This window comes from Desulfovibrio simplex (genome assembly GCF_055387835.1).
The window spans coordinates 3552260-3577081 of record NZ_AP042377.1; the positions used below are offsets into that span (position 1 = coordinate 3552260).

The window sequence follows — 24822 nt, forward strand, 5'->3', positions numbered from 1 at the left end:
GTATTACCGGGTCCCGAAAAATCTGACGCCAGCCCGCAGTTCCGCCACCGGAATGACAACGGCATTGTCTGAAAGGTTGTAGACCACGGGGTGCGGATTGCAGCCGCCCTTGCGAATGGCGATGCGATCTGAGTGGAAGGCCATGCCGCAGTTCTGGCAGATCATTGAATCGCCCTGCTGTTTATACCCCTTGCCCGACTGCCAGCAGGAATCGCAGGCATCCAGAGCCACGCGCACTTTTCCGGTGGAATCCAGCAGGGCAAAAAAAATGACGTCGGTTCCGTCAATTTTCACTTTGTAGAACGAAGCCTTGGCGCTCACGTCAGACACGGGCAGAGAAACAGTCCCGTCCTTCACTTCAAGCACGGTTTCCTTGCTGAAGAGGTTGCCGAAAGGCCCGGCATGGGCTGGAACGGCAAAGAGGGCACAGCAAAGGGCAAGGGCCGTCAGAATCAAGGCGCGGATATGGCGGTCAAAGGGCAGTGTAATGGCCTCGGCGGTGGAATATCCTGTGGTGTGGGGGTGACGCATGTCTTCTCCGTGGCAATGTGTAGTGGGGGCGGGAAGCGCCCGCGTACATTCATAGTTTTTTAGTATGAAAACATATTTCAGGAATTATTTCCAGTGTTTTTCTCTCACGCCTGAGAAGAGAAAAATCACTGCTAATTAGGGTAGTTTTATCTTTGAGTGATGTGCGGTTCAACTTTCTGCAGATCCTGTTGGGGGCAGAAGGTTTTCTGCAAGAGACTGAAACGGGAATAAAAAAACACTGATTAAAGAGCCTATTGGAAACGCGCAGTTATTTCGTTTGGCAAGGCGCGATCTTTTTTTGAAGCTGGAGTGGACTCTTCCGTCCTCGACTGTTTCAAAAAAAGTGAAGCAACGCCGCCAAACGGAATAACTGCGCGTTTCCAAAAGTTTTAGGGGGAGGGGGGGGGAGGAGACCCTTTTACAAAAGGGTCCCTCCCCCACAAATCACTCCAGTATCAACATTCTCTACATTTCAGGCGGCAGTTCCTGCAGTTCTTTCCAGGTAAACACCGGGCCGTCCACACAGACGTAGCGCCCGCCGATGTTGCAGCGGCCGCAGATGCCGATGCCGCACTTCATGCGCTTTTCAAGGGTGGTGACGATGTTTTCGGGAGCGAACTTCAGTTTTTCCAGAGCCTGCACCGTAAACTTGATCATGATGGGCGGCCCGCAAAGCACGGCCACGCAGTTTTTGGGATCAGGGTTCAGTTCGGTAAGCACATTGGGTATGAGACCGACCTTGTGTTCCCATCCTTCAAAGGGCGCGTCGATGCACAGGGTGCAGTCCAGATCGTCGCGGCGCAGCCAGTCTTCAGTCTCGTAGCTGAAGGCCATGTCGCGGGGGGTGCGCGCGCCGTAGAGCAGGCTCACCTTGCCGTAATCCTTCCTGTTTTCCAGAATGTGCATCATGATGGTGCGGATGGGGGCCATGCCTATGCCGCCGCCCACAAAGAAGATGTCCTTGCCCTTCCAGTCATTGTAGGGAAAGAAGTTGCCGAGCGGCGCGCGCACGCCCACCTTGTCGCCGGGCGACAGGCGGTGGATGGCGGCGGTGACTTCCCCTGCCTGCATGACGGAGAACTGCAGATAGTTCTTCTGCGACGGCGGCGAGTTGATGACAAAGGTGGATTCGCCCGCGCCAAAGACGGAAAGCTGCCCCACCTGGCCGGGTTCGTAGGTGAAGTCTTTCATGGCGCCAGCGTCGTCGAGCACCACGCGAAGGGTGCGGATGTTGCCTGTCTCCTGAATGACTTCAGCCACAGTGGCGGGCATGGGCAGGTACGGGTTGCCCGAAGGTTGCGGGCGGGGCGTTATTTCACGCAGCATGCCGCCCCTGGCCGGGGCCTGGGGCTGGCTCTTGGGCGCAGCCGCCTGCGCGGCTGCGGGCTTTGCCGCTTGGGTCTGAACTTCAGCGGCCTTGGCCGCGGCTGCGGGAGCGGCCGCCTGGGAGTCGTTTTTGGCTTTGGTAGTAGTCTTCTTGGTTGCCATGTCTGCTCCTACTCGGCTTTGGGCTGCTTGGCTTCCAGCGCTGCCAGTACGATGGCGCGGATGTCCAGACAGACGGGGCAGTTGCTGATGCACCGGCCACAGCCGCTGCAGGAGAACGAACCCCAGTTTTCAGGATAGGTGGAGTACTTGTGCGAAACTCGGTTGCGCATGCGGAAGGCCTTTATGGTGCGGGGGTTATGCCCGCTGGCCTCGCGCGTGAACAGCGACGACATGCAGTTGTCCCAGCTGCGCAGGCGGCGGCCGCCTTTTTCGCTCAGACCTTCACCCTCGTCGGTGATGTTGAAGCAGTAGCAGGTGGGGCAGAAGTAGGTGCACGCGCCGCAGGACAGGCAACGGTCGGTCTGGTTTTGCCAGAACTCCACATCTGTGAACAGGGCCGCCAGCTTTTCCGGGGCTTCCTTGAGATTGGGAGCGGGCACAAGGCTGGCCCAGGCAGCCTTGCGCACTTCCTCAACCTTGGAGAAGCGGTCAGCGCCGTCCTCGAGCGAAGAGGCGGCCAGCAGTTCCTCACCCTTGGGGGTGATGGCCTGAAGCACATAGCCGCCCTCGATTTCGGTCATGAGGATGTCCGAACCTTCGGGAGAAGTGGGGCCGCCGCCAACCCAGTGGCAGAAGCAGGTATTGCAGCCGGAGTTGCAGGTCAGGCTGATGACGGTGAGCGCCTCGCGCCGGGCCTTGTAGTAGGGGTCGGCAAAGGGTCCCTTGAGATAGGGCCGGTCAAGGATGGCGTAACCGCGCGCGTCGCAGGGGCGGGTGGCGAAAACCACCGTGGGCTCGGCCTCGGGTTTGTCGTCAAGCTGTATGGAGACGCGGCCGGGATTTTCCGGGTCCTTGCTTTTTTTGTAGCGCACCAGAGTTTCGCTCTGGGGCAGTACGGCCTCCTTGGCGGGCACGGTGGCTTTTTCGAGGGTGAAGGGCATGCCTTCGCGCCAGGGTTCAAATACCACCGAACGCTTGGCCGCAGGCTTTTCCACGGGCACAAGCACTCGGTTGCCCTGTTGCGAGAGAAAGGCCAGAAAGGCGGGCAAACCGTCGGGGGTTACAAATCGGGTCATGCTCATTTCCAGTCCCTCTCATGGATGTTCTTTTCTTCCACTTCGTAGCCCAGCAGCGGCGGCACGTCCTCGGCATTGAGGCCCGACTTGTAGCCGTCAAAGAGCTGGGTCACGGCACGGGCGATCTGCTGGCGCAGGGCAAGGATGGGAATGCCCACGGGGCAGGCCCGCTGGCATTCGCCGCAGCCCGTGCAGCGGCCGGCAAGGTGCATGGCGTGTATGGTCTGGAAGAACAGTTTTTCCTTCACGCTGTCGTCCTGCGTCATCCAGTGGGGGTCGCGGCTGTCGGAAACGCAGAAGTCGCGGCAGACGCACATGGGGCAGGCGTTGCGGCAGGCGTAGCAGCGCAGGCAGCGCTCCATCTGGCCGCGCCAGAAGGCCATGCGTTCTTCAAGACTCATTGAGTCCAGCAGGGCCAGTTCCGGCGGGGTATAGGGGCCTGCTTCCACCTTGACGGGCATGCCAAGGCGCGTGTCGGCCAGCACCGCCGAGGGCGTGGTACAGCCGTAGCATTTGCCCTGGGCGTAGTCGGTCATGCAGAAGCGGATGGGCTTGCCGTCAGCCGTAATGGTGACACCGGCCTCGTCATACTCCACCTTGTCGATCTTGGTGTACCGGCCAAGGCCCTGGTTGACGCGGGCCATATCCAGCGTGCCCTCGCAGGGCATGGCGAAGATGGTCACGTCCTCGCGGCGGATGAGCTTTTCCTGCAGCAGTTCCACCACGGAGCGGGAGTCGCAGCCCTTGACCACGATGCCGACCTTCTTGCCCTTGAAGGAGGGCAGATACACGGCGAGGTTGTTGACGTTGAAGGGTCCCCACACGAGCTTGTCCACGTCTTCGGGCGTCTTCATGAATATGGGCACGGTATGGGCGGCGTCATAGCCTTCGCCCCAGCCGAGCACCATGTCCAGTTCGGGCAGTTTGGCCTTGATGGCGTCCTTGAGTTCGCCGAGGGCGGCGCTCTGCCCTGTGCCCAGAGGCCGCAGCGAGGTAAGCGCCATGTCGGCTATCTTGAGCAGCGGTTCGGGGTCCTCAAGGCTTGGCGCGGGGCCGAGCTTGTGGATGCGGTCGGTAAAGAGCGTCACCACCTGCTGCCAGCGCTGGCCTTCAGAAGCCGAAACCCAGGTGTATTCAAAGCGGCGGTCGTCAATGCCGAGTACGGGCAGGAACTGCTTGAGCACCTCAAGACGGCGGCGGGCATAGAAGTTGCCGGCCGCGTAGTGGCAGTCGCGCGGATGGCAGCCGGAAACCAGCACGCCGTCCGCCCCGTTAAGCAGGGCCTTGACGATGAACAGGGGGTCGATGCGGCCCGAGCAGGGCACGCGTATGATACGCAGATCCGTGGGCTGGGTGGCGCGGGCCACACCAGCGGTGTCGGCGCCGCCATAGGAGCACCAGTTGCAGAGAAAACCCACAATCCGCAATTCTTTGCCTTCTAACACTGGCATAGCGCGTTAACCTCCGCAAGGATCTGGTTGTCTGTGGCGTGTGAAAGCTGGATGGCGCCCTGCGGGCAGGTGGCCGTGCAGAGGCCGCAGCCCTGGCAGACGGTTTCGATAACCTGCGCCTTGCCCTCGCCCCGTACTTCCACTTCCTTGATGGCCCCGAAGGGGCAGCACTGGATGCACTTGCCGCAGTTGACGCAGCGGCGCATGTCCACCTGGGCGATCTGCGGGTCGCTTTCAAGCTTGTCCTTGGAGAAGAGGGCCAGCACCTTGGCGGCAGCGGCGGAACCCTGGGCCACGGAGGCGGGAATGTCCTTGGTGCCCTGGCACACGCCAGCCAGATATACGCCGGCGGTGTTGGTTTCCACAGGCTTGAGCTTCACATGGCTTTCCATAAAGAAGCCGTAGCTGTCGTAAGAGATGCGCAGCTTTTCGGCCAGTTGGGGCGCGCCCTTGCTGGCCTCGATGCCCACGGCCAGCACCACGAGGTCGGCCTTGATTTCAATGGCCTCGCCCATGAGCGTGTCCACGCCCATGACCACAAGCTGGCCCTGGCCGTCGGGATAGATCTGCGAGACGCGCCCGCGGATGTATTCCGTACCGTATTCTTCCACTGTGCGGCGGGTGAACTCGTCGTACAGCTTGCCGGCGGCGCGGATGTCCATATAGAAGACGTAGGACTGGGAATCGGGGATGTGGTCCTTGGTCAGAATGGCCTGTTTGGCGGTGTACATGCAGCAGAAGCCGGAGCAGTAGGGCCGCCCGATGGACTTGTCGCGCGAGCCGACGCACTGCACGAAAACGATGCTCTTGGGCTCCCTGCCGTCCGAGGGGCGCACGATGTGCCCGGAGGTGGGGCCGGAGGCGTTGAGCAGGCGTTCGTACTGCAGGGACGTGATGACGTCGGGGTACGCGCCGCCGCCGTATTCCTGGTACACTGTCCAGTCCATGAGATCGTAGCCGGTGGCGGCAATGATGCTGCCCACTTCCACGGTGATGATCTCATCTTCCATGTCATACTTGATGGCCCCTGTGGGGCATATCTTGGCGCACACGCCGCACTTGCCCTTGACGAACTGGCGGCAGTGGGCGGCGTTGATGACGGCCTTTTTGGGAATGGCCTGGGGAAAGGCTATGGTGATGGCCGTGGTGTCGCTCACAAGCTCATTGAAGGCGTCGGGCGTTTTTTTGCTGGGGCATTTTTCGGTGCAGGCCCCGCAGCCCGTGCACAGGCTCCAGTCCACATAGGTGGCGCGCTTGCGGATCTTGACCGTGAAGTTGCCCACATAGCCCGAAATGTCTTCCACTTCGGAATAGGCGTGGAGCGTGATGTTGGAGTGCTGGGCCACGTCCACCATCTTGGGGCCGAGAATGCAGGCAGAGCAGTCCACAGTGGGGAAGGTCTTGTCCAGCTTGGCCATCTTGCCGCCGATGGTGGCGTCGCGTTCGACGAGCACCACGGGCACGCCGCCGTCGGCGCAGTCGAGAGCGGCCTGAATGCCCGCCACGCCGCCGCCGATGACCAGCACGCGCTTGTTCACGTCAAAGCTCTTGGCCAGGAGCGGCCTGTTGTTGCGCAGCTTTTCCACCGCCAGCAGCACGAGCTCCGCGGCCTTGTTGGTATTGGCGTCCATGTCGCGGCCGATCCACGAAACGTGTTCGCGGATGTTGGCCATTTCAAGCATGTAGCGGTTCAGGCCCGCGCGTTCCACCGTGCGGCGGAAGGTGGGTTCGTGCATGCGGGGCGAACAGGAGGCGACTACGACGCCGTCAAGCTTGTGTTCGTGAATGGCGGCCTCAATGGCGGCCTGGCCGGGTTCGGCGCAGGTGTACATGGGGTCGTCGGCATAGACAACGTCGGGATAGGCGCGGGCAAGTTCCGCCACCTTGGCGCAGTCGACAGTGCCCGCGATATTGCTGCCGCAGTGGCAGACGAAAACACCTATTCTCATGACCTGCCTCCTTCAGCGGCCTTGGATCCGGCGGCGGAGTCGCGCCGCAGTTCGTCCAGCTTGCGGATGAGGCCGTCGGCGCTGACGCGCAGCTTGCCGAGCCCCAGGTCCTTGTGGTCAAGGCCAAAGGCTATGCCCATCATCTGGGTGAAGTAGAGCACGGGCAGGTTGAAGGACGTGCCCATTTCCTTGGAGGCCTGCGGCTGGCGCAGGTCAAGGTTCATCTGGCAGAGAGGACAGGCCACGATGACGGCGTCCACGCCGAGCTGGGTGGCAAGGTCGAGGATGCGGCCCGAATTGCGGGCCGTCATGACGCGCTCGGGTATGCCGAAGGACGCGCCGCAGCAGGCCGTCTTGAGGGGAAAGTCCACCATTTCGGCCCCACATGCGGCCAGCATGCTTTCCATCAGGGTGGGATTTTCCGGATCGCCGAAGTTCATGATCTCCGCCGGGCGGCTCATGAGGCAGCCGTAGTAGGCGGCCAGCCGCAGGCCCTTGAGGCTCTTGCGCACGCGGGCGGCGATGGCTTCCATGTCAAAGTTTTCGGCAATGCCCTGCATGACCGAGGTCACGGGCGGGAAGGTCTTGGCGGAAGGCCCGTCGAGCAGTTCGTCCACCCGCACGCGAAAAGCGGGGTCTTCCATACGTTTGGAAGCCAGCTTGAGGTTGGACAGGCAACTCGGGCAGGGGGTGAGCAAAAGCTCGGCCTGCTGCTGGGCGGCTATGTCCAGGTTGCGCACGCAGAGCGCGGCGGAAAGCTCGGTGTCCACCGCGTGGGCCGGGGTGGAGCCACAGCAGTTCCAGTCGGGAATGTCCACAAGGTTGATGTCCAGGGCCTTGCAGACGGCCTGGGTGGACAGTTCGTAATCCTTGGAAGACCCCCTGGCCGAGCAGCCGGGGTAGTAGGCAAAATTCATGGGCGTACCCCCTCGCGTTTGGCGCGTTCTTTATAGCGCTCGAAAATGCGTGAAACCGGGGCGGCTCCCTGGGGCAGCACATGGGGCTTGAGGCCGAGCTTGCCTTTTTTGAGGGCTTCGGGGGCCAGGTCCACGTCTGTAAAAACGCGCATGGAGCGCATCATGAACAGGGCCATGGTGCCTATTTCATAGGTGCGGCCAAAGGCGCGCACGGTGTCAAGGAAGGAAAACCAGAACTTTTCCACCTTGGGCACGGTCACGCGGCCTTCCTTGCGGGCCATGTGGCGCAGCGTCTCCATTATGCCCGCCACGTCGATATTGTTGGGGCAGCGGAGACTACAGGTGGAACAGGACAGGCACATCCAGATGGAGCGCGAGTTGAGCACTTCATCTCTGAGGCCAAGCTGCACGGCCCGCATGATCTTGTTGACCTGAAGGTCGTAGGCGAGCCCTGCCGGGCAACCGGCTGTACAATTGCCGCATTGATAGCAGGTAGACACGTTTTGGCCGCTTAGCGCCTCCACTTCCGCCGTAAAGGCGGTATCGCGCATCCGGCTCAGATTGATGGCGTCGTTCATGAGAACTCTCTGGTTAGAAGCTGAGAGGGAGGACCCTTTAGGATAAGTAATAATGCCACAACGAGTAACGCAGAAAAACGAAAAAAGCTAGTTCCAGCGCCGTGGAATGTACTGGAACCAGCTCAAGTTTATTTGTTCATATGTATGACAGCATTGCGTGCCGCGCGCAGGCCAAGAAGATAACTGGCCGGGCCAAAGCCGCAGATGCTGCCCGTGCATACGCCCGACAGCACGGAATTGTGCCTGAAGCTCTCACGGGCGTGAACATTGGACATGTGCACTTCCACCACGGGTATTTTCAGTATGGCAAGTGCGTCGGCGATGGCATGGCTGTAATGGGTCCAAGCTCCGGCATTGATGACCACAGCCTGAACCTCTTCATCCATAACCTTGTGGATGCGCTCCACCATTTCGCCTTCATGATTGGTCTGAAAACATTCCACCGTGACGCCGAGTTCCGCGGCCAGCGTCTCAAGCCCCGAATCTATCTGGGCCAGGGTTGCTGTGCCGTAGTGGGTTGGATCGCGCCTGCCAAACATGTTCAGATTGACGCCGTGCAAAACAAGAATGCGCATATGAACCTCGCTTGCGTCTGGCCGACTACGGGGGGAATCCGGCGGCCCGGGCTTTCGCCCTGTATATACTCCACGGCGGCCGCAAGCGCGCCTGTGGAATGGTGTCATTATCCAAACATTGCGGCTTTGGCCGGAACGGCCACACGCCAGGGCTGCCGTGCGCCTGGGACGTGCCGCGTAAAAATGTCCTAGAGCAGATTACCTTTGAAATGCTTCACATTTCAAAGGTTTCGTTCAGCCGAAAATCGCATTTTTCGGCTGAATCCACGCCATGTTGTGGCGCGCTGCCCTTTCGCGCAGGGTTAGAGCATTTAACACTTGAAACGCTCGCGTACGGCGGGCAAAAGCCTGCCTGATCGCATTTCGCGGCAAGGATTTTCCTGAAAATCCTTGCGGAGCAGTTAACGCATTGCATTCGTAAACTGCTCTAGTTTGCGGCCAGAGCCGCTTCCAGGGCGCGCCACGACGCCAGGGGCAGGTCGTGGCCTGTCCACAGGCGGAACTGGGCGTCGCCCTGCCCGAAAAACATGTCCATGCCAGAGAGGCAGCGCCTGCCATGGCGGGCGGCATCGCGCAGAAACAGCGTTTTCAGTGGGTTGTACACGATGTCGTAGGCCAAAGTGGTTGTTTTGGCTGCATCTTTTTCATTTTTTTTATCCACGAGATCAAAAAGATAGGGAGTCTCGTTTTCGGCCTTGCCGCGCATGCCAAGGGGCGTGGTGTTAACCACAAGCCGGGCCGGAACCTCATGACGCCGCGCCCATGGCAGGGGCGCCAGGCCGAATTCCTCGGCCAGGGGCAGGTGCGAAGTGTCAGAAGGGGTGCAGATGAACACCGTACCCGGCCTGCGCTCCCGGGCGAGGCTCGTGAGCCCGACGGCGGCGGCTCTGGCCGCGCCGCCGGCGCCCAGCAACAGCACGTCAGCGCCGTGCAGGTCTTCCCGCGCCAGTGGGGCCATAAATCCGGCCACATCGGTATTTTCGCCGCAGAGCCGGTCACCCTGCCAGTAGATGGTATTTACCGCGCCCACCTGCCGCGCCAGAGGGCTTGCCTCGTCCAGCAGGGGCAGCAGGGCGACCTTGTGGGGAATGGTGACGGAGCAGCCGCCAATGCGCAGGGTGCGCACGCTGTCCACAAAAGCGGGCAGACGCTGTGGCGGAAGTTCCCATCGCAGGTAAAGGGCGCGCAGCCCAAGTTCTGTAAAGCCGATATTGTGCAGAAGAGGGGAGAGGCTTTGCGCCAGAGGCCAGCCCGTAACTCCGTAAAGGACGGTTTCAGCGGCGGCCTGCGCTTCGGGCTGAAGATTTTTCCTGCCTGAAGCAAGGATATCTGACGGTATTGAAGCGTTCATGGCTTCGGCTTCTCCATGTGGAGCCGTGCCGCCTCATAACTTGATGGCGGACAGAGCCGCCGTCTAACAAGAGTAGATGCGGCAGTATGGCCCGAGGCGTACCCCAGGGTAATGTTTTAGCCAGCAACCACAAAGTGTTAGGTGTGGTTCTGGCTGGCCGCCGGAAAAAGGCGGATTCCGAAGATAGGACGTGCAACACACTTGGAGGTGAAAGCAAGTCCGTATCAAAATTGACATTTTTGCACAACATGCCGCGTTTTGTGCATTCGAAGGCAGCACTATACCATTTGTGAAAATAATAAAAAAGCCCCTTTACAGGGGCAGTAAATGCAGGATGCGGCGTGTGTTCATTAACATACTGGTTTATCGATACAAATTTGTTCTGTATCAACAGTGCTCCCCAGCGTGCGGTACTCTGGCCAGATACGCTCTGGAAGGGAGGATACGAATTTTGTTGGCAAATTTGCCGGCAAAATGCTGGTGTTCCCCGCCAGACGCGCGGCAAGAGCCAGTCTGACCAGAGCGTTTAACACGTGAAATGCTCGCGTGCGGCGGGCAAAAGCCTGCCTGATCGCATTTCGTGGCAAGGATTTTCAGGAAAATCCTCGCGGAGCAGTTGACTCATTTCATTCGTACCCTGCTCTAACGCTTCAGTTCCACGGCCTTTTGCAGCATCTGGTCTGCCGTTGTGACCACCTTGCTGTTGGACTGGAAGCCGCGTTGGGTAATGATCATATTGGTCATTTCCGTGGCCATGTCCACGTTGGAATTTTCAGTGTTGTACGCGCGTATGGTGCCGTAGTTTTCCGTCCCGGCCACGCCCATTTCCATTTTTCCGGCATCGGGCGAGGCGCTGAAGAGGTTGTTGCCTTCACGGCGCAAGCCGTCCTCGCTGGTAAACCGGCAGACGGGTATCTGCCACAGGTTCGTGCTCTGGTTGTTGGAGTAGCTGCCCACCACCGTGCCGTCACTGGAAATGCTGATGGTACTCAAGGACCCGGAGGCGTATCCGTTCTGGGTGTTGCGCCGCGTGACCGGCGAAGAGCCGGTATAATTGGTGGTGGCGTCGACGGCAACTGTTGCGCCTGAGCCCATGCCGCCCAGGGCGGACTGGCTTGTGCCCACGGCCGCCGCGTTGGCGGGCGCGTTCTGCCAGCCGCCAGCGGACTTGATGCCCAGATCCACCGTGGTGGGCACTCCGTTCACGGTCATCTGGGGCAGGCCGTCCGCTGAAAGCTGCGAGGGCACCCAGTCCGTCAGATTGGTGCTGCCCGCCACCGCCGGGGTGAAGGCCGTCATGTCTTTCAGTTGCCCCGTGGAATCAAAGGTCAGGGTGCCGGTCATGAGCGCGCCCGTGCCTGCTGTGGCTGTGCCGTCCTTGGCGGTGTCGCCTGTGGCGATGAGGTATTTCACCACACTGCCGGGCTGGCTGCTGGGGGCGGCGTCAAAATAGATGGTGGCCTGCTGCTGGGCGCCGTCCGCGCCGTACATGGTGATGCTCTGCGAGTAGCCATAGGCCGTGTTGGAAATTGGCGGCGAATTGGCGGCATTGTAGTTGCTGAGAAGGGTGAAATACGGGTTGGTTGCGTCAGTGGAGCTTGGCGTGTTCAGGCCGAGGTTGTAGCGCATGTCCACGGCGGTGGTTGTCTTGGCGGGCATGTTTGAGAACTTGTCAATGGTGACCTGTTGCAGACCGCCCTTGGTGCCGTCGGCATTGTACTTGTACCCGTTGAGGGCCATGCCCGAAGGCGTGCGCAGCACGCCCTGGTCATCCGTGCGGAAGTCTCCGGCACGGGTGTAGTACAGATTCACGCCATCCGTGACCTGAAAAAAGCCCTTGCCGCTGATGGCCATGTCCGTGACGGTATTGCTGGAGTCAAAAGAGCCCTGACCGAACATGGTGCGCACGGATTCCACCTGAAGGCCCATGCCTACCTGGCCCAGGGCCACGCGAGAGTTGTCCTGCGCGTTCCACCAGTCTCCTATGCCGCCCTGTTGGGCATAGAAAATGTCGGAAAAGAGGATGCCCTGCTGCTTGTAGCCTATGGTGCTGATGTTGGCGATGTTATTGGTGGTAACATTCATGCCCTCAGCCAGGCCCTTCATGCCGGTGGCGCCTATATATAATGACGAGTTCACGCTGGCCTCCAAAAAAATAGGGGCGGCGGAGGAAAAATATTCCTCCCCGCCCCTGAAGATGCAGAGAGCGTGCCAGGCTGTGAAAGATTACTTTTCCAAAGGCAGACCAAGCTGTTGCCACACGATGATGCCTTCGTGCATATGCAAAATATTCCCAATGCCGGCCTTTGTCATGGCGCCATAGGCGCTGCCCGAACGGTTGCCCGTGCGGCAGTAGAGCAGAACAGGGGCGGTTTTGGGCAGGCTTTTGATCTGCGTTTCAAACGGGCCGCCAAAGTAGTCCATATTCACCGCGCCGGGCAGATGTCCCTCACGAAACTCCGCCGGAGTGCGCACATCCACGATGACCAGCCCTTCAGGCGGGTTCTGTAGCAGGGCGGCGGCGTCCTGCACGCTTATGTCCCTGGCCAGAGCGGGAACCGCCACCAGCACGAGCATGAGCAGAACCCAAAGGCGAAAAATATGGCGCGGTATGAAGTGATGTGTGTTTTTCATGATAATCCCGGTGCGACCTGGAAGAAAGGGTGATTGTGAAAGCGTCGTTGCGCATTGGCAGGGCAGCTTCAGTTTGAAGGCTGAAGCTGCCCTGAAAGGCTTTTTGCGGGAGAACTGCTTTCCTGTCTTTCGTTTACGCTGCTTACCTACGCTATTTTACGGTAGCGCGGGCCTTGGCAAAGCCTTCGGCCGCGTTGCGGATGACGCTTTCGTCCACGCAGAAGGCCAGGCGGAAATGGCCGGGGCAGCCGAAGCCCGTTCCGGGCACGGCCAGAATGCGTTCTTCAAGCAGGGCGTTTACAAAGGCCACGTCGTCGCCGCCGGGCGCTTTGGGGAAGAAATAGAAGGCTCCGGCGGGCATCTGGAATTCATAACCAGCATGGCTGAGCACCTCGCCCATGGCCTTGCGGCGGGCGGCGTAGACCGTAAGGTCCACCTGGCTGCCCAGCGCGGCGGCCATGATGTGCTGGCCGATGACAGGAGGGTTGACGAAACCCAGGATGCGGTTGGTGAGGGTAAGGCCCGCCATGAGCTCGGCTTTTTCTTCCGTTGGCAACAAGGGGGAAACAGCGGCGTAGCCCAGGCGCTCGCCCGGCAGGGAGAGGCTCTTGGAAAAGGAACTGATGGCCACGGCATAGGGATAGAGGGGCAGTACCGAAGGCACTTCCACCCCGTCATAGGCCAGAAAGCGGTAGGGCTCGTCAGACACCAGCCAGATGGGCTTGCCGAATTCCTGGCTCTTGTTGAGCAGAAGGTCGGCTATGGCCGCCACTTCCTTGCGCCTGTAAACGACGCCCGTGGGGTTGTGGGGCGAATTGATGAGCACCACGCGGGTTTTTTCGTTGATGGCGGCCTCAAGGGCGTCCAGGTCGGGAGCGAAGGTGTCCTTGACGCTCGGCACGGCCTTGAACACGCCGCCGTGGTTGGCGACGTAGAAGCCGTACTCCACAAAGTACGGGGCAAAGGCGAGCATTTCTTCGCCTGGGTTGAGCACAGCGCGCAGAAAGGCGTTGAGCATACCTGCCGCGCCGCAGCCGAGAATGACATCTTCAGCCGTTATATGCACACCCTGCTCCTGGCTCAGGTGTGCGGCCAGCTTTTCACGCGCCCAGGGGTAGCCGCCGTTGGGCATGTAGCCAAAGGCAAAGGGTTCGCGCGCATGTTGGGCAAAGGCGGTCAGGCCTTCGCCCACAGCGGGCGGAGCGGGCAGGTCGGGGTTGCCGAGGCTGAAGTCATAGACCTTGTCCGCGCCATAACGGGCCTTAAGCTGTCCCCCGGCTTCGAACATGCGGCGTATCCAGGATGCGTGTTCAAGATAGCCGGTAACGCTGTCGGCAAGAATAGACATAAACGACTCCCAGTGGTTGTTGTATTCAACATGACTATTGGTTATGCTTCCAAAAGCTGCATAAAGCAAATGTCATTTGGAGGCTCTGATGCGTTTTGATATTTTCGGTAAAGCCCTGCGCGTCCTGATGCCCGCGCTGTGCGCGGCCCTGCTGTTACCGGCCTGCGCCGCCAAAGAAACAGAAGAAGCGCCCGCCGGTATGGGCGTTACGGTTAATCTGCGCGACGTTCACCGCTGTTCACGTATTTCTCCTGAAATAACGGTAGTCCAGGCCCCCAACGGTACGGACTACTTTGATGTGCGCCTGTTGGAATACACCGGGGATTCACAGGAACTTTTTCTCGGTGGCGGCACGTGGAACAATGACGGTTCCGGCATCATACCCGAAGGCGGATTGACCCGCCACTATCGCGGCCCCTGCCCCCCCAGCGGACAGGCCAGGGATTTCGCCTTTGTGGTGGCGGCCATGCACAAGGGCAGCATGCAGCCCCTGGCCGTGCGTTTGCACCGTTTTACGCAGGAATAGCGCTGTAGCGGACAGTTGTGTTCGCGCGAAATATAAGAAAAACCCGGCCTTCGTGCAAACGAAGGCCGGGTTTTGTTTTTCATGCTGATTTTATTGACACTGTGCGGTGTCGTGCCCTTTCCAGAGCAGATAAACCTTGAGATGGCGATCTACCTGTAAAGACGCAGCCCCTAAAATCCCAGCTTCAAATCAGAAAACACCTGCTAATACACCAAAAAACCAATAAAGGTTTTAGGGGGTGGGGGCGTGGGGGAGGAGATCCTTTTGCAAAAGGGTCCCTCCCCCACAAATAAAAAAGGGCACAATGCTCTACACAGAAAGGCCCATCTTTATGACCGACTGCATGCCGCCGGTGGAGTTCACCACATCGGTGATGCCGTGGCGGGCCAGAACAAGCAGGCTGTCGTAGGAGCGCAGACCGGTGTTGCAGATAATGGCCACGGGGCGGTCTTTGGGAACCTCATTGACGCGTGCGGCCACTTCTTCCAGCGGTATGGCGTGCCAGTCGGGGTATTTTTCCTGCATGGCGCGGCCAGCGGCGGCAGGTCGCGCGTCAATGAAAAACACGTGGTTTTCTTTGCGGTTTTCCCACAGGTCTATGAACTTGTCGCCGGTGACAGGGGTAAAGCGCCCGGCCAGAACATTGTCGGCCACGTTGGCCACAACGTTGACCACGTCCATTGCCGAGGCAAAGGGCGGGGCGTAGGCGATTTCAAGGTTGGAGATGTCCTCCACGGTGGGCCTGGAGTATTGCAGCGCGGCGGCCACGGCATCCACGCGGGCCTTGAGGGAATCGCCGTTGGCGCAGGCCCCCTGCATGCCAAGCACGCGGCTGCTGGCTTTATCCACAACCAGTTCCAGCGTCATCATGGCTTTTTCGGGGTAGAAGTGGGCGTGGTCGAACTGCTCCACGCTGACGCTGACGGCGTCAAAGCCTTCCTTGCGGGCGCGCTCAACGGTAAGGCCCACGCCGCAGAATGAAAGATCAAAGAGTTTTACGGCCCAGGAGCCCACATAGCCGGGGAAGCTGGCATTGCCGCCAGCCAGGTTGGTGCCGATGACGCGGCCCTGGCGGTTGGCCATGCTGCCCAGGGGCAGGTAGCCAATTTTATCGGTGATGATGTTTCTGATGGCCACGCAGTCGCCGCCCGCATAGATGGACGGGTCAGAGGTGCGCATGTGCTGGTCGACGACAATGGCGCCAAAGGGGGCCACTTCCAGCCCCGCGTCCTTGGCTATCTGCCCGTTGGGAATAAAGCCGGCGGCAAAGATGACCAGCTGTGCATTGAGTTCGCGCTTGTCGGTGACAACCTTGCTCACCGCGCCGTCCTTGCCTTCAAGACGCACGACCTTTTCGCTGGTGTACACGTCCACCTTGTGCGCGACGCAGTCGTGGACGGCCATTTGAGCCACGGAGTTCGAAAGGACGCCGGGCAGGATCTGGTCCACCATTTCCACCACGCTGCACTTGACGCCCCACATGTCGGCCAGCGCAACGGCGGCTTCAAGGCCGATAAAACCGCCGCCCACAATGACGGCCTCGGTGATCTTGCCTTCTTCGCAGGCGCTGCGGATGGCTCCGGCAGCTTCAAGGCGGGTGAGGGAAAGGACATTCCTGAGGTCTTTGCCCTCAACAGGGGGCACGCGGGGGGTAGCGCCGGTGGCCAGCACCAGTTTGTCATAGGGCAGTTTTTCTTCCTGCCCGGTAACCACGTTTTTGACGGTAAGGGTTTTGGCCGCGCGGTCAATGGCCGTGGCGCGCGTTTGCGTGCGAGCGGTGATGCCCTTCATGTCACGGAAAAATTCCGCGTCACGCACTGTGTGGTAGGGCGTGGAGCGCAGGTCGTTCAGGTTCTGGATTTCGCCGGACACGTAGTAGGGGATGCCGCAGCCGCCGTATGAAATAAAGACGTTTTCATCCACCAGAGTCACTTCAGCATCAGGCATGAGACGTTTGCATCGGGCCGCAGCCTTGGGGCCAAGGGCGACGCCGCCCACAACCAGAATTTTTTCAGGCATTTCTGCGCTCCTTACTTGAATGTATTATGAGCAAATGAGCATTAATACCGTATAATAAGCACGGTTCGCAACAGGAACAGTAGCTGAAAGCCGATATTTTTACCATCTTTCAGCAGGCCGGGGCAAAGACGCGACGGTCTGTTGCCCGCCGCCGCCTTCGGGCAGGCCTTTATCCGCGCCCGCGATAGCGCCGCTGGTCGCCCACGCGCACGGTGATACGTTCGTTGTCCATATATTCAAGAAGAGAAATCAGATACTTGCGTGAAAGCCCCAATATTTCCTTGAGGCTGCCCACATCCAGATTGTCGTTGCTTTCAAACCAGCGGCGCACACGCTCGAGGATATCGTTGAGCACGGGGCCGTGGTAGTAGAGGCCGTCCTTGATTTTCACAAGGGCTCCCTCTTCGCAGAGCAGGCGCATGACCGGCGCGGCCTCCTTGGCGCTGACGCCCAGTTCTTCAAGCACGTCCTTGAGATTGGGCGGGGTCAGTTGCGCGGTGGCGTGGGCGTCCAGCAGCTTTTGCCGCAGCCCGGCCTGATCCGCCGCAAGGCTGACCTTGTGCCCGGCCAGGCGCAGGCCTTCGCCTTCAAGAGCGAGATGTTCCTGCTTGAGGGCTGTGTCCAGCACGCGCTGGACAAGGCGCGGGGGCAGGGCCTTGCTCCAGCCCGCACAAAGAGCGCCACGGGTGAAGCCGGGCTTGAGCGGGTCTTTCTGGTGCAATTCGGCGCCACGGGCCAGGCAGGCTTGCAGCAGGGCTTCAAAGGGCTGCTTGCCGATCCAGAGTCGTCCCTCCTTGTCCCAGCACAGGGCCGAGCCACGGGCGGAAAGCAGTTGCAGGCCCGCTTCCAGCGCCGCACGGGGAAAGCCCGTGAGCACGCGCAGGCGGGCTTCGTCCGCGCCTTCGGCGCCGCGCAGGGTCAGCACCGCGTCAATAAGTCCGGCTCTGGCTTCATCCCTGACCTTGGCTCCGGCCTTGCCCGTGGGGGCCGTTTCAATTTCCTGGTCCAGGGTGGGCAGTTTTTGCAGCAGGGCCAGCTTTGCCTGCAACTGCGGGTCCTTGCGGCGCAGATCAGGCGGCAGTGGGCTCAAAAGCAGACCACCGGCCACAGTGCGCAGGGGCGAATAGGCGCGCACGACGCAGTGGTCGCCAAAAACGCCCACCATTTCGTCCTTGAAGCGCACTTCCGCTAGAGCGGTTTCTCCTGGAGCCAGTTTGTCCCTGTCCCAGAAGACTGCGCGCGCCGGACATTCCAGCGTGCCGTGGTGGAAGTGTATTTCCACCCGTTGCCGCAGGGCGCGCGGGGCGGAAGAAAGGCAGGTGAGGCGCATGAGCCAGCGCTTGCTCGGAAAAAGCTCGCCGGGATGGGCCAGAACCTGGCCCCGCTCGATGTCGCCCACCTCAAGCCCCTGCACGTTGGTGGCGCAGCGCTGGCCTGCCTGCACCTCATCCACGCTCTTGCTGTGGCGTTGCAGGCCGCGCGCCCTGGTGGGGGTGTCGGGCGGCATGAAGCGCAGTTCGTCGCCCACTTTGACCGCGCCGGAAACAACCGTGCCCGTGATGACCGTGCCGTGCCCCTTCATGCTGAACACGCGGTCCACGGGCTGGCGGAAAATGTCGCAGCGGCGGCGGGCGGGCAATTCTTTGGCCATCTGGAAAACGTGGGCGCGCAGGATGTCCACGCCCTGGCCAGTGGCCGACGATACGGGAAAGATGGGCGCGTTTTCAAGAAAAGTGCCCGCAAGAAAGCCGCGCACGTCTTCGGTCACCATGTCCAGCCAGTCGGTTTCCACCATGTCGGCCTTGGTCAGGGCCACAAAGCCGCTGCGGATGCCGAGCAGAGAGCAGATTTCAAGGTGTTCGCGCGTCTGGGGCATGACGCCCTCATCCGCCGCGATGACCAGCATGACAAAGTCCACCCCTGCCGCGCCAGCCACCATGTTTTTTACAAAGCGCTCGTGGCCGGGAACGTCCACAATGCCAAGCCGTTCGCCGTCGGGCATGTCCACCCAGGCAAAGCCGAGCTCAATGGTGATTCCCCTGCGCTTTTCTTCTTCCAGCCTGTCGCAGTCAATGCCGGTAAGAGCGCGAACCAGTGATGTTTTGCCGTGGTCGATGTGACCCGCTGTGCCCAGCACTACTGCCATATGGCACCCCCTGAATTTGTTGCGCAAGGATAGCATGTGGCAACAGGCATTTGCAAATGTTTGCAAAGGTGGATTCCCGTCAAGAAAACCCTGCGCGTGCAAGGCCGAAACGCCACAGGGCAGGGGCGAAAAAAAGCGGGGCACGAGGCCCCGCTGTAGTGTATGGAGATCCCCCGCCGGGGCGGGGCGCTTTGACGCGGGCCGCTCACCCTGAAGCGCCAGGGTGCGGCCCGCAAAGGTCGTTTATTGCTTGTGGACTGCCGCGCCGCCCGCGGCCGCCTCTTCCCGCGCCTTGATCAGGGCCAGGGCGCGGCGGGCCAGCTGGGTGACCTCGGGTTTGGATATCTGGTCGTCAGCCCCCACGCTGTCTCCCTTGTGGCGCAGCTTGTCCGTAATGAGGGAAGAGAACAGCACCACGGGCAGCTTGTTGAGCATGGGGTCGGTCTTGATGCGGTGGGTAAGGTTGAGACCGTCCATGACGGGCATTTCAATGTCCGACACAACCACATGCACAAAATCCGAAATGGGCTGTCCGCCTTCTTCACAGCGGCGTTTGATGTCCTCAAGCCGTTCCCAGGCGGCGCGCCCGTTGGAGACGACCTCAACGGTAAAGCCCGCCTTTTCCATCAGGTCGCGCAGCATTTCGCGCACAAGAGCGGAGTCGTCCGCCACCAGGGCGCGGTAGCCGGAGTTGCTCCAGTCTTTGCCAAGGTCGTCCAGGCGCAGGCCCAGTTTGGGATTGAGGTTGGCCACGACCTTTTCAAGGTCCAGCAGAAAAATGATGCGGTCTTCAAGCTTGACCACGCCGATGACCGTGTTGTTGGAGACAGCGGCCACATATTTGTTCGGCGGTTCAACCTGTTCCCAGCTGATACGGTGAATGCGGTTGACGCCGGACACCATAAAGGCCGTGGTGACGTTATTGAATTCCGTCACAATGGTCTTGGGCTGCTCTTCGTTTTTCGGATGGGTCTTGCCGAGCCACATGGCCAGGTCCACCAGCGGAATGATGCGCGAGCGCAGGTTGAATGCGCCAAGCACGCTGGGGTGCTGCACTTCGGGCAGCTCGGTGACCTTGGGCATGCGGATGATTTCAAGCACCTTGGCCACGTTGACGCCGTAGTAGCCGCGATAGGAGGGCTCGGGAACGGGCTGGCCGTTTTCATCGGTCTGTGGCGCGGCGTCGGACGGAGGCACGAATTCATCCAGATAGAATTCGACTACTTCCAGTTCGTTGGTTCCGGCTTCAAGTAAGATATTGGACTGGGACATTCTGCCTCTCCAGGGTCGTGCCGCACGTGCGGGTCGTTAGAGCGACGAAAGCCATGCCTCGGCCGCGTCTATAAGGCTTTTCGGCGTGGATGCGCCCGCCGTAAGGCCTGCCTGCGATTTATTTGCAAAATTGGCCGCTTCAAGCTCTTCTGCGCTTTCCACATGATAGGTGGCAATGCCGCTGAGGGCGGCTACGTCGGCCAGGCGTCGCGTGTTGCCGCTCTGCCGTCCTCCAACGATTACCATGATATCCACCTTGGAGGCAATGTTCCTGGCTTCTTCCTGCCGTTCACGGGTTGCGTCGCAAATAGTGGACAATACGGTAAGATTTTTGAGCGAGCGGGAAAGCGTCTCGCGTATGCCAGTGAAAATTTCACGGTCCTGCGTAGTTTGCGAGGCAAGCACGTAGGTGCCGGACGGGTTGAGGCGCAGGGCCGCCAGTTCTTCGGCGTTGCCGAATACGTGGGCGGGGCCGCTGGCGTAGGAAATGAGGCCGCGTACTTCCGGGTGGTCCTCTTCGCCGAAAAGCAGCAGGGTAGCCCCGTTCGAGGTGGCGCGGGCGATGGAAAGCTGCGCTTTTTTGACCTTGGGGCAGGTGGCGTCCACCACTATGGCCCCGCTTTCAAACACCTGACGTTCCACCTGACGGGTGATGCCGTGGGCGCGGATGACGGCAACGTCGCCCGGCCGCAGCTGCGAAGCTTCATTGACGCAGGCCACGCCCTTTGCTTCGTACTCCGCCAGCACCTGCGGATTGTGGATAATGGGGCCAAGCGTGCATATGCGGGGCGGCTCCGCGCTCCCGGAGCGTCCTGAAGATCCTTCCAGCGCGGAATTGAGCTTCTGCAGGGCCAGGCTGACCCCCATGCAGAACCCCGCTGTTTTGGCGCGGCAAACTCTCATGCTTTCTCCTGTGGTGCCGTTGCCGTCCTTAGGGAAACGCTGATTTATTCCGTTTGGCGGCGTTGCTTCACTTTTTTTGAAACAGTCGAGGACGGAAGAGTCCACTCCTGCTTCAAAAAAAGATCGCGCCTTGCCAAACGAAACAACTGCGCGTTTCCAGAAGGTTCTTTAAGCAGTGCTTCCCTAGAATCTTTTTGCACTGAAAATATTCATTCTCAATGCGGAAATGCTCTAACGGCCAACGGCCCTGACCGTCATAATCGACGATTCCGTAAAGGCAGCGTCTCAAACAGTCAGGCATCTGTCCAGCGCTTCTTCAAGTTCTTCCCAGCTCGAGCAGCGGCAAAGTTCCTGCCGTAGGGCACGCGCGCCAGGAAGGGCGCGCACATAGCGCGGCACCACGCTGCGCATTTTCCATACGGCCGCATTACCGGGGCAGTGCAGCCGGGCAAGCTCCATATGCCGCAATATCATGCCCTTGAGGCCAGCCGCGTCCTGGGTCTGGGGGGTGCCGCCCGCGCACAGGGCCGCGTGCTCGGCAAAAATGGCCGGATTGTGCATGGCCCCGCGCGCGTACATGAGCCCCGCAACGCCTGTCTGCGCGAGACAGGCCATGCCGTCGGCGGCGGTAAACAGGTCGCCGCTGGCCATGAGGGGGATGGAAAGGCGCGGGGCAAGGTCGGCCAGGGCCTGCCACTGGGCCGTGCCGCCAAAACCCTGACGGGCCGTGCGCGGATGCAGCACAAGCCAGCCGGCTCCGGCATCTTCCAGCCGCAGGGCCAGGTCCGGCAACACGGGGCGCGCATCGTCCAGGCCAAGACGCAGCTTGAAGCCCACCCTTCCCGGCCCGGCGGCGGCCAACATGGCGCGGGCCACCTCAAGAATATTGTCCGTATCGCCAAGCATGGCAGCGCCCGCGCCCTGACGCAGCACCTTTGAGACCGAACAGCCCATGTTGAGGTCAAACCAGCCGTACCCGGCCTCGCGCAACAAGGTGACGGCCCTGCCCAGAAAGGAGGCTTCAGCCCCGAAAAGCTGCACCACCAGCGGCTGGTCTTCGGGCAGGCTCATCAAAAGTTCGTTGGTGCCGGGGCTTTCATAGACCAGCCCCTTGGCGCTGACCATCTCCGTCACGCAGACGGCGGCTCCGTATTCGCGGCAGAGCAGCCGGAAAGGCAGGTCGCTGTATCCGGCCAGGGGGGCCAGCCAGGGATGCTCGCGGCCGATGGGCAGGGTTTGCGGGTTGCAGGGACAGAGGGGCAGAGAAAAGGCCTTGCTCACGGGAATCCTTCGGGAATCGTTGCCAGATGTTTATGGGGGCTTGTGCCTTCTTGGCAGCGCACCCTGTATTAGAGCATTTTCACTTTGAAATTGCTCTGGCGACTGCGTGAGCAGGCGCCCGCAGCGAAGGCGTAAGCGCAGCTTCAGCCGTTGCCCGCAGGGCTTACGGATGCTTCAAGCGTTGTGACGCAGGAAACTACGCTTGAAGACAGCACGCGTAACGACACGGCTTGCCCATACAATCGCTGTCGCCATCCGTAAGCCCTGCGGGCAACGGCTGCCGCGAAGACAGCACCGCTATTTATTTGCGCTGTTAAGCGCCGAAGTATGCGTGTCTTAAACTTTGAGAATGTCCATTCTCAAAGTTAATCTGGTCTAATAATCATTGGCGAGGGCTCGTAAACACCTGACATGTTGCGAAACCACGCAGCCAGCGGCTGTAGTCCACAAACGCAACCCGCGGATGCAATCTACAGACGCCATCTGTAAATGCAACCCACGGATTGCAGCCAGTGAAAGCGCCGTGAAGTCACCGGCTGCGCCGGTATGCCGCTGCTTTTAAACCAGATTAACTTTGAAATAGGTTAAAATGTTCCAGCTATTTTCGCGGTGTCGGCGGTGTGGTGTCGGGCACAGTCGGTCCTTGCAGATCGTCGGGGCCGGGAAAGGCCGCAGGCGGGCGAGGGCCGACAATGGTTATGCTGGCCTTGGCAACCTGATCGGACATGGGCTCGGCCTGCGCTTCGGCGGCACGGGCCGCGCCGCTGTACGAAACATCCGCGCCGGAACCGTCCGTTCCGGCCCGAGCATCGTCAGGGGACATCCTGTCGTCCGTAGTGCTCGGAGGCTGCGCCGCAGGGTTCGCATCGGCATCATGGATGTCCGGGGGCATCTGGTCAAGCTGGGTGGGGGCAGTGCTGGCGGCGGCCCCGGCTTCCGTGGCTTCCATGACGGGCGGCGCATCCTCTTGGCCGGCGGCGGTTCCAGTGGACGGGTCTGCAGGGGCTCCCGGCTGCCTGGGCGCTCCAGCGCCGGATGAAGCCGCCGGAGCCGCGAGGCCGGGCACGGGATAGACGCACTCGTCGTCACGGCAGGCAACCCTGTTGAGAAGGGCGGCGGCCTGGCGCAGTCCGTCATTGGTGGTTTCGGCGACAAAACCATTGCTGAGGTAGTCAAGTATGCCGGTGCGCTCAAGGATGCGCTGAACGGAGCGGCTGCCCACCACAAGAATGACGGGGATGCTGCGGGCGTAGCAGCGCTCAACAAACTGCGACAGGGCGTGGGCCCCGGAAGCGTCCAGCCAGAAAACCCGTGTCAGGTGCAGAACCACAAGGCGGGCGGGCTCTTCATCCTCTTCATACAACTGGCGCTCCAGTTCGTGGATGGCGCCGAAAAAAAGCGTGCCCTCAATCACATAGACGGCAATGCCATCGGGCAGTCCGGCGGGGGCATCGCGCAGCAGCGGGTCGTTGGCGCGCAGCCGCCGCACGCGCGGGTGGGCGGTCTTGTAGATAAAGAGCACCAGCGACAGCAGCACGCCGATAAAGATGGCCTTTTCAAGGTCAAAAATAAGTGTGGACGCAAAGGTCATTGACAGCACGATGCGGTCGATGCGCGTGGCCACGAGGCACAGGCGTATGGCCTCGATGTCTATCATCCCGGCGGCGATGATGAGCAGGATGCCGCCCAGGGCTGGCAGGGGCAGCCACGCGAAGAAGGGGGCCAGCACAAAGAGCATGGGCAGGGCCAGCACGCCCGAAAAGACTGTGCCCATGCGGGTGCGGCCGCCCGATGTGACCATGAGCGCGCTGCGGGTGAACGAGCCGCAGCCCGGTATGCCTGAAGTGACGCCCGCGGCCATGTTGGCGAGCCCCTGTCCAATGAGTTCCTGACTGCCGTCAAAGGAGTCGTTCCTGACGCTGGCAAGCTGCTTGCCGATGGCCAGGGATTCCACCGCGCCCAGCAGGGCCAGTGCCAGGGCCGGCATGAAGAGATCGCGCACGGCGGCGAGGTCAAAGGCCGGAGGAACGGACAGGGGCGGGATGACGTTGGGGATGGCCCCCACAAGGCGGACGCCGTACTGGTCAACCTTGAAATACCATGCAATGGCCGTAACAACGGCCAGAGCGGCCAGCGAAGCGGGAAAGCGGCGGGAGATGCGCTTGAAGCCTATGGCCAGCACTATGGTCAGGGCCGCCAGCCCCAGGCACCAGTAATTGGCCTGCGGCAAGCCGTGCAGCACGTCGAATATCTGGTGAAAAAAGCCCGCCTTCTTGGGGCCGGGTATGCCAAGAACCGTCTTGACCTGGCCCATGCCGATAAGCAGGGCCGCGCCAGTGGTAAAGGCCACCATGACCGAATGGGAAATGAAGTTGGCAAGGTCGCCCAGCCGCGCCATGCCCATGCCCACCTGTATGAGGCCGCAAAAGAGGGCGAGGCCGAAAATATAGGCCATGCGCACTTCTTCGGGCAGGTTGAGGATGTGCGCGCCGCCCACGCTCACCGTGGCCATGGTGGAAAAAATCACCATGGAGATGGCGTTGGTGGGCCCGGCGGCCATGAAGCGCGAAGAGCCCCACAGGGCCGCCAGGATCACGGGCAGCATGCAGGCGTATATGCCGTACTGTGGGTGCACGCCAGCGATGATGGCGTAGGCCATGGCCTGGGGGACGGCCATGGGCGTGACGGTGACGGCGGCCATGAGGTCCGCCCTGAAATCACGGGGTGAATATGTTTTAAGCGTGGTGAGAAAAGGAAAGATGCCCGTGAGGCGCATG

At 60.6% G+C, this 24822-nt stretch carries 20 protein-coding genes; 2 read left to right on the plus strand and 18 right to left on the minus strand.

The window, feature by feature from the left end; translation table 11 throughout:
• Positions 1-3: 3 nt before the first annotated feature.
• From ACZ5DH_RS14425 to aroQ, 8 genes are all read right to left on the minus strand, one after another.
• On the minus strand, positions 4-531 hold the full coding sequence (locus tag ACZ5DH_RS14425) for a Fe-S-containing protein (protein WP_464254938.1): 528 nt from the start codon (positions 529-531) through the stop codon (positions 4-6).
• A 465-nt stretch (positions 532-996) separates the two neighbouring features.
• A complete protein-coding gene (locus ACZ5DH_RS14430; RefSeq protein WP_464256567.1) occupies positions 997-1857 on the minus strand; it encodes an FAD/NAD(P)-binding protein in 861 nt (286 codons plus the stop codon).
• Positions 1858-2027: 170 nt separating this feature from the next.
• Positions 2028-3101 carry a 4Fe-4S dicluster domain-containing protein gene (locus tag ACZ5DH_RS14435; protein WP_464254939.1) on the minus strand — a complete coding sequence of 358 codons (1074 nt, stop codon included), beginning with the start codon at positions 3099-3101 and terminating at the stop codon, positions 2028-2030.
• Complete coding sequence (locus ACZ5DH_RS14440; RefSeq protein ID WP_464254940.1) at positions 3098-4546, minus strand: hydrogenase iron-sulfur subunit; 1449 nt, start codon at positions 4544-4546, stop codon at positions 3098-3100. Before ACZ5DH_RS14440 ends, ACZ5DH_RS14435 begins: the two co-directional genes overlap by 4 nt.
• Entirely contained in the window at positions 4534-6495 is a 1962-nt protein-coding gene (locus ACZ5DH_RS14445; protein ID WP_464254941.1) for a 4Fe-4S binding protein, read from the minus strand. The genes ACZ5DH_RS14440 and ACZ5DH_RS14445 overlap by 13 nt, the downstream gene beginning before the upstream one ends.
• Complete coding sequence (locus ACZ5DH_RS14450; protein WP_464254942.1) at positions 6492-7412, minus strand: CoB--CoM heterodisulfide reductase iron-sulfur subunit B family protein; 921 nt, start codon at positions 7410-7412, stop codon at positions 6492-6494. Before ACZ5DH_RS14450 ends, ACZ5DH_RS14445 begins: the two co-directional genes overlap by 4 nt.
• Positions 7409-7990, minus strand: a complete 582-nt coding sequence (locus ACZ5DH_RS14455) for a 4Fe-4S dicluster domain-containing protein (RefSeq protein WP_183718935.1) — start codon at positions 7988-7990, stop codon at positions 7409-7411. Before ACZ5DH_RS14455 ends, ACZ5DH_RS14450 begins: the two co-directional genes overlap by 4 nt.
• A gap of 128 nt (positions 7991-8118) precedes the next feature.
• On the minus strand, positions 8119-8565 hold the full coding sequence (gene aroQ, locus ACZ5DH_RS14460) for a type II 3-dehydroquinate dehydratase (protein WP_464254943.1): 447 nt from the start codon (positions 8563-8565) through the stop codon (positions 8119-8121).
• Positions 8566-8576: 11 nt separating this feature from the next.
• On the opposite strand from aroQ, the gene ACZ5DH_RS14465 reads away from it, so the two are divergent.
• The gene (locus ACZ5DH_RS14465; protein ID WP_464254944.1) at positions 8577-8921 is read left to right on the plus strand and encodes a hypothetical protein; all 345 of its coding nucleotides are present in this window, start codon (positions 8577-8579) and stop codon (positions 8919-8921) included.
• A gap of 71 nt (positions 8922-8992) precedes the next feature.
• Here the strand turns inward: ACZ5DH_RS14465 and ACZ5DH_RS14470 are convergent, their stop codons facing one another.
• The 4 genes from ACZ5DH_RS14470 to ACZ5DH_RS14485 form a co-directional block, all read right to left on the minus strand.
• Positions 8993-9916, minus strand: a complete 924-nt coding sequence (locus ACZ5DH_RS14470; protein ID WP_464254945.1) for a shikimate dehydrogenase family protein — start codon at positions 9914-9916, stop codon at positions 8993-8995.
• Between the two features lie 642 nt (positions 9917-10558).
• Complete coding sequence (locus ACZ5DH_RS14475; RefSeq protein WP_464254946.1) at positions 10559-12055, minus strand: flagellar hook protein FlgE; 1497 nt, start codon at positions 12053-12055, stop codon at positions 10559-10561.
• A gap of 87 nt (positions 12056-12142) precedes the next feature.
• Positions 12143-12550, minus strand: a complete 408-nt coding sequence (locus ACZ5DH_RS14480; RefSeq protein WP_464254947.1) for a rhodanese-like domain-containing protein — start codon at positions 12548-12550, stop codon at positions 12143-12145.
• 151 nt (positions 12551-12701) lie between these two features.
• The gene (locus tag ACZ5DH_RS14485) at positions 12702-13898 is read right to left on the minus strand and encodes a pyridoxal phosphate-dependent aminotransferase (RefSeq protein WP_464254948.1); all 1197 of its coding nucleotides are present in this window, start codon (positions 13896-13898) and stop codon (positions 12702-12704) included.
• A gap of 88 nt (positions 13899-13986) precedes the next feature.
• Here ACZ5DH_RS14485 and ACZ5DH_RS14490 point away from each other — a divergent pair, with 88 nt between their 5' ends.
• Positions 13987-14424, plus strand: a complete 438-nt coding sequence (locus ACZ5DH_RS14490) for an MbtF (RefSeq protein ID WP_464254949.1) — start codon at positions 13987-13989, stop codon at positions 14422-14424.
• A 309-nt stretch (positions 14425-14733) separates the two neighbouring features.
• Here ACZ5DH_RS14490 and ACZ5DH_RS14495 read toward each other — a convergent pair whose 3' ends face one another.
• From ACZ5DH_RS14495 to ACZ5DH_RS14520, 6 genes are all read right to left on the minus strand, one after another.
• Positions 14734-16443: an FAD-dependent oxidoreductase gene (locus ACZ5DH_RS14495; RefSeq protein ID WP_464254950.1), complete on the minus strand. Its 1710-nt coding sequence runs from the start codon at positions 16441-16443 to the stop codon at positions 14734-14736.
• Positions 16444-16612: 169 nt separating this feature from the next.
• Entirely contained in the window at positions 16613-18589 is a 1977-nt protein-coding gene (gene selB, locus ACZ5DH_RS14500; protein WP_464254951.1) for a selenocysteine-specific translation elongation factor, read from the minus strand.
• A 243-nt stretch (positions 18590-18832) separates the two neighbouring features.
• Complete coding sequence (locus ACZ5DH_RS14505) at positions 18833-19861, minus strand: chemotaxis protein (protein WP_464254952.1); 1029 nt, start codon at positions 19859-19861, stop codon at positions 18833-18835.
• Between the two features lie 36 nt (positions 19862-19897).
• On the minus strand, positions 19898-20764 hold the full coding sequence (ispH, locus tag ACZ5DH_RS14510) for a 4-hydroxy-3-methylbut-2-enyl diphosphate reductase (RefSeq protein WP_464254953.1): 867 nt from the start codon (positions 20762-20764) through the stop codon (positions 19898-19900).
• A gap of 285 nt (positions 20765-21049) precedes the next feature.
• On the minus strand, positions 21050-22045 hold the full coding sequence (locus tag ACZ5DH_RS14515; RefSeq protein WP_464254954.1) for a tRNA dihydrouridine synthase: 996 nt from the start codon (positions 22043-22045) through the stop codon (positions 21050-21052).
• Between the two features lie 598 nt (positions 22046-22643).
• A complete protein-coding gene (locus ACZ5DH_RS14520; protein WP_464254955.1) occupies positions 22644-24821 on the minus strand; it encodes a SulP family inorganic anion transporter in 2178 nt (725 codons plus the stop codon).
• Position 24822 lies beyond the last annotated feature (1 nt).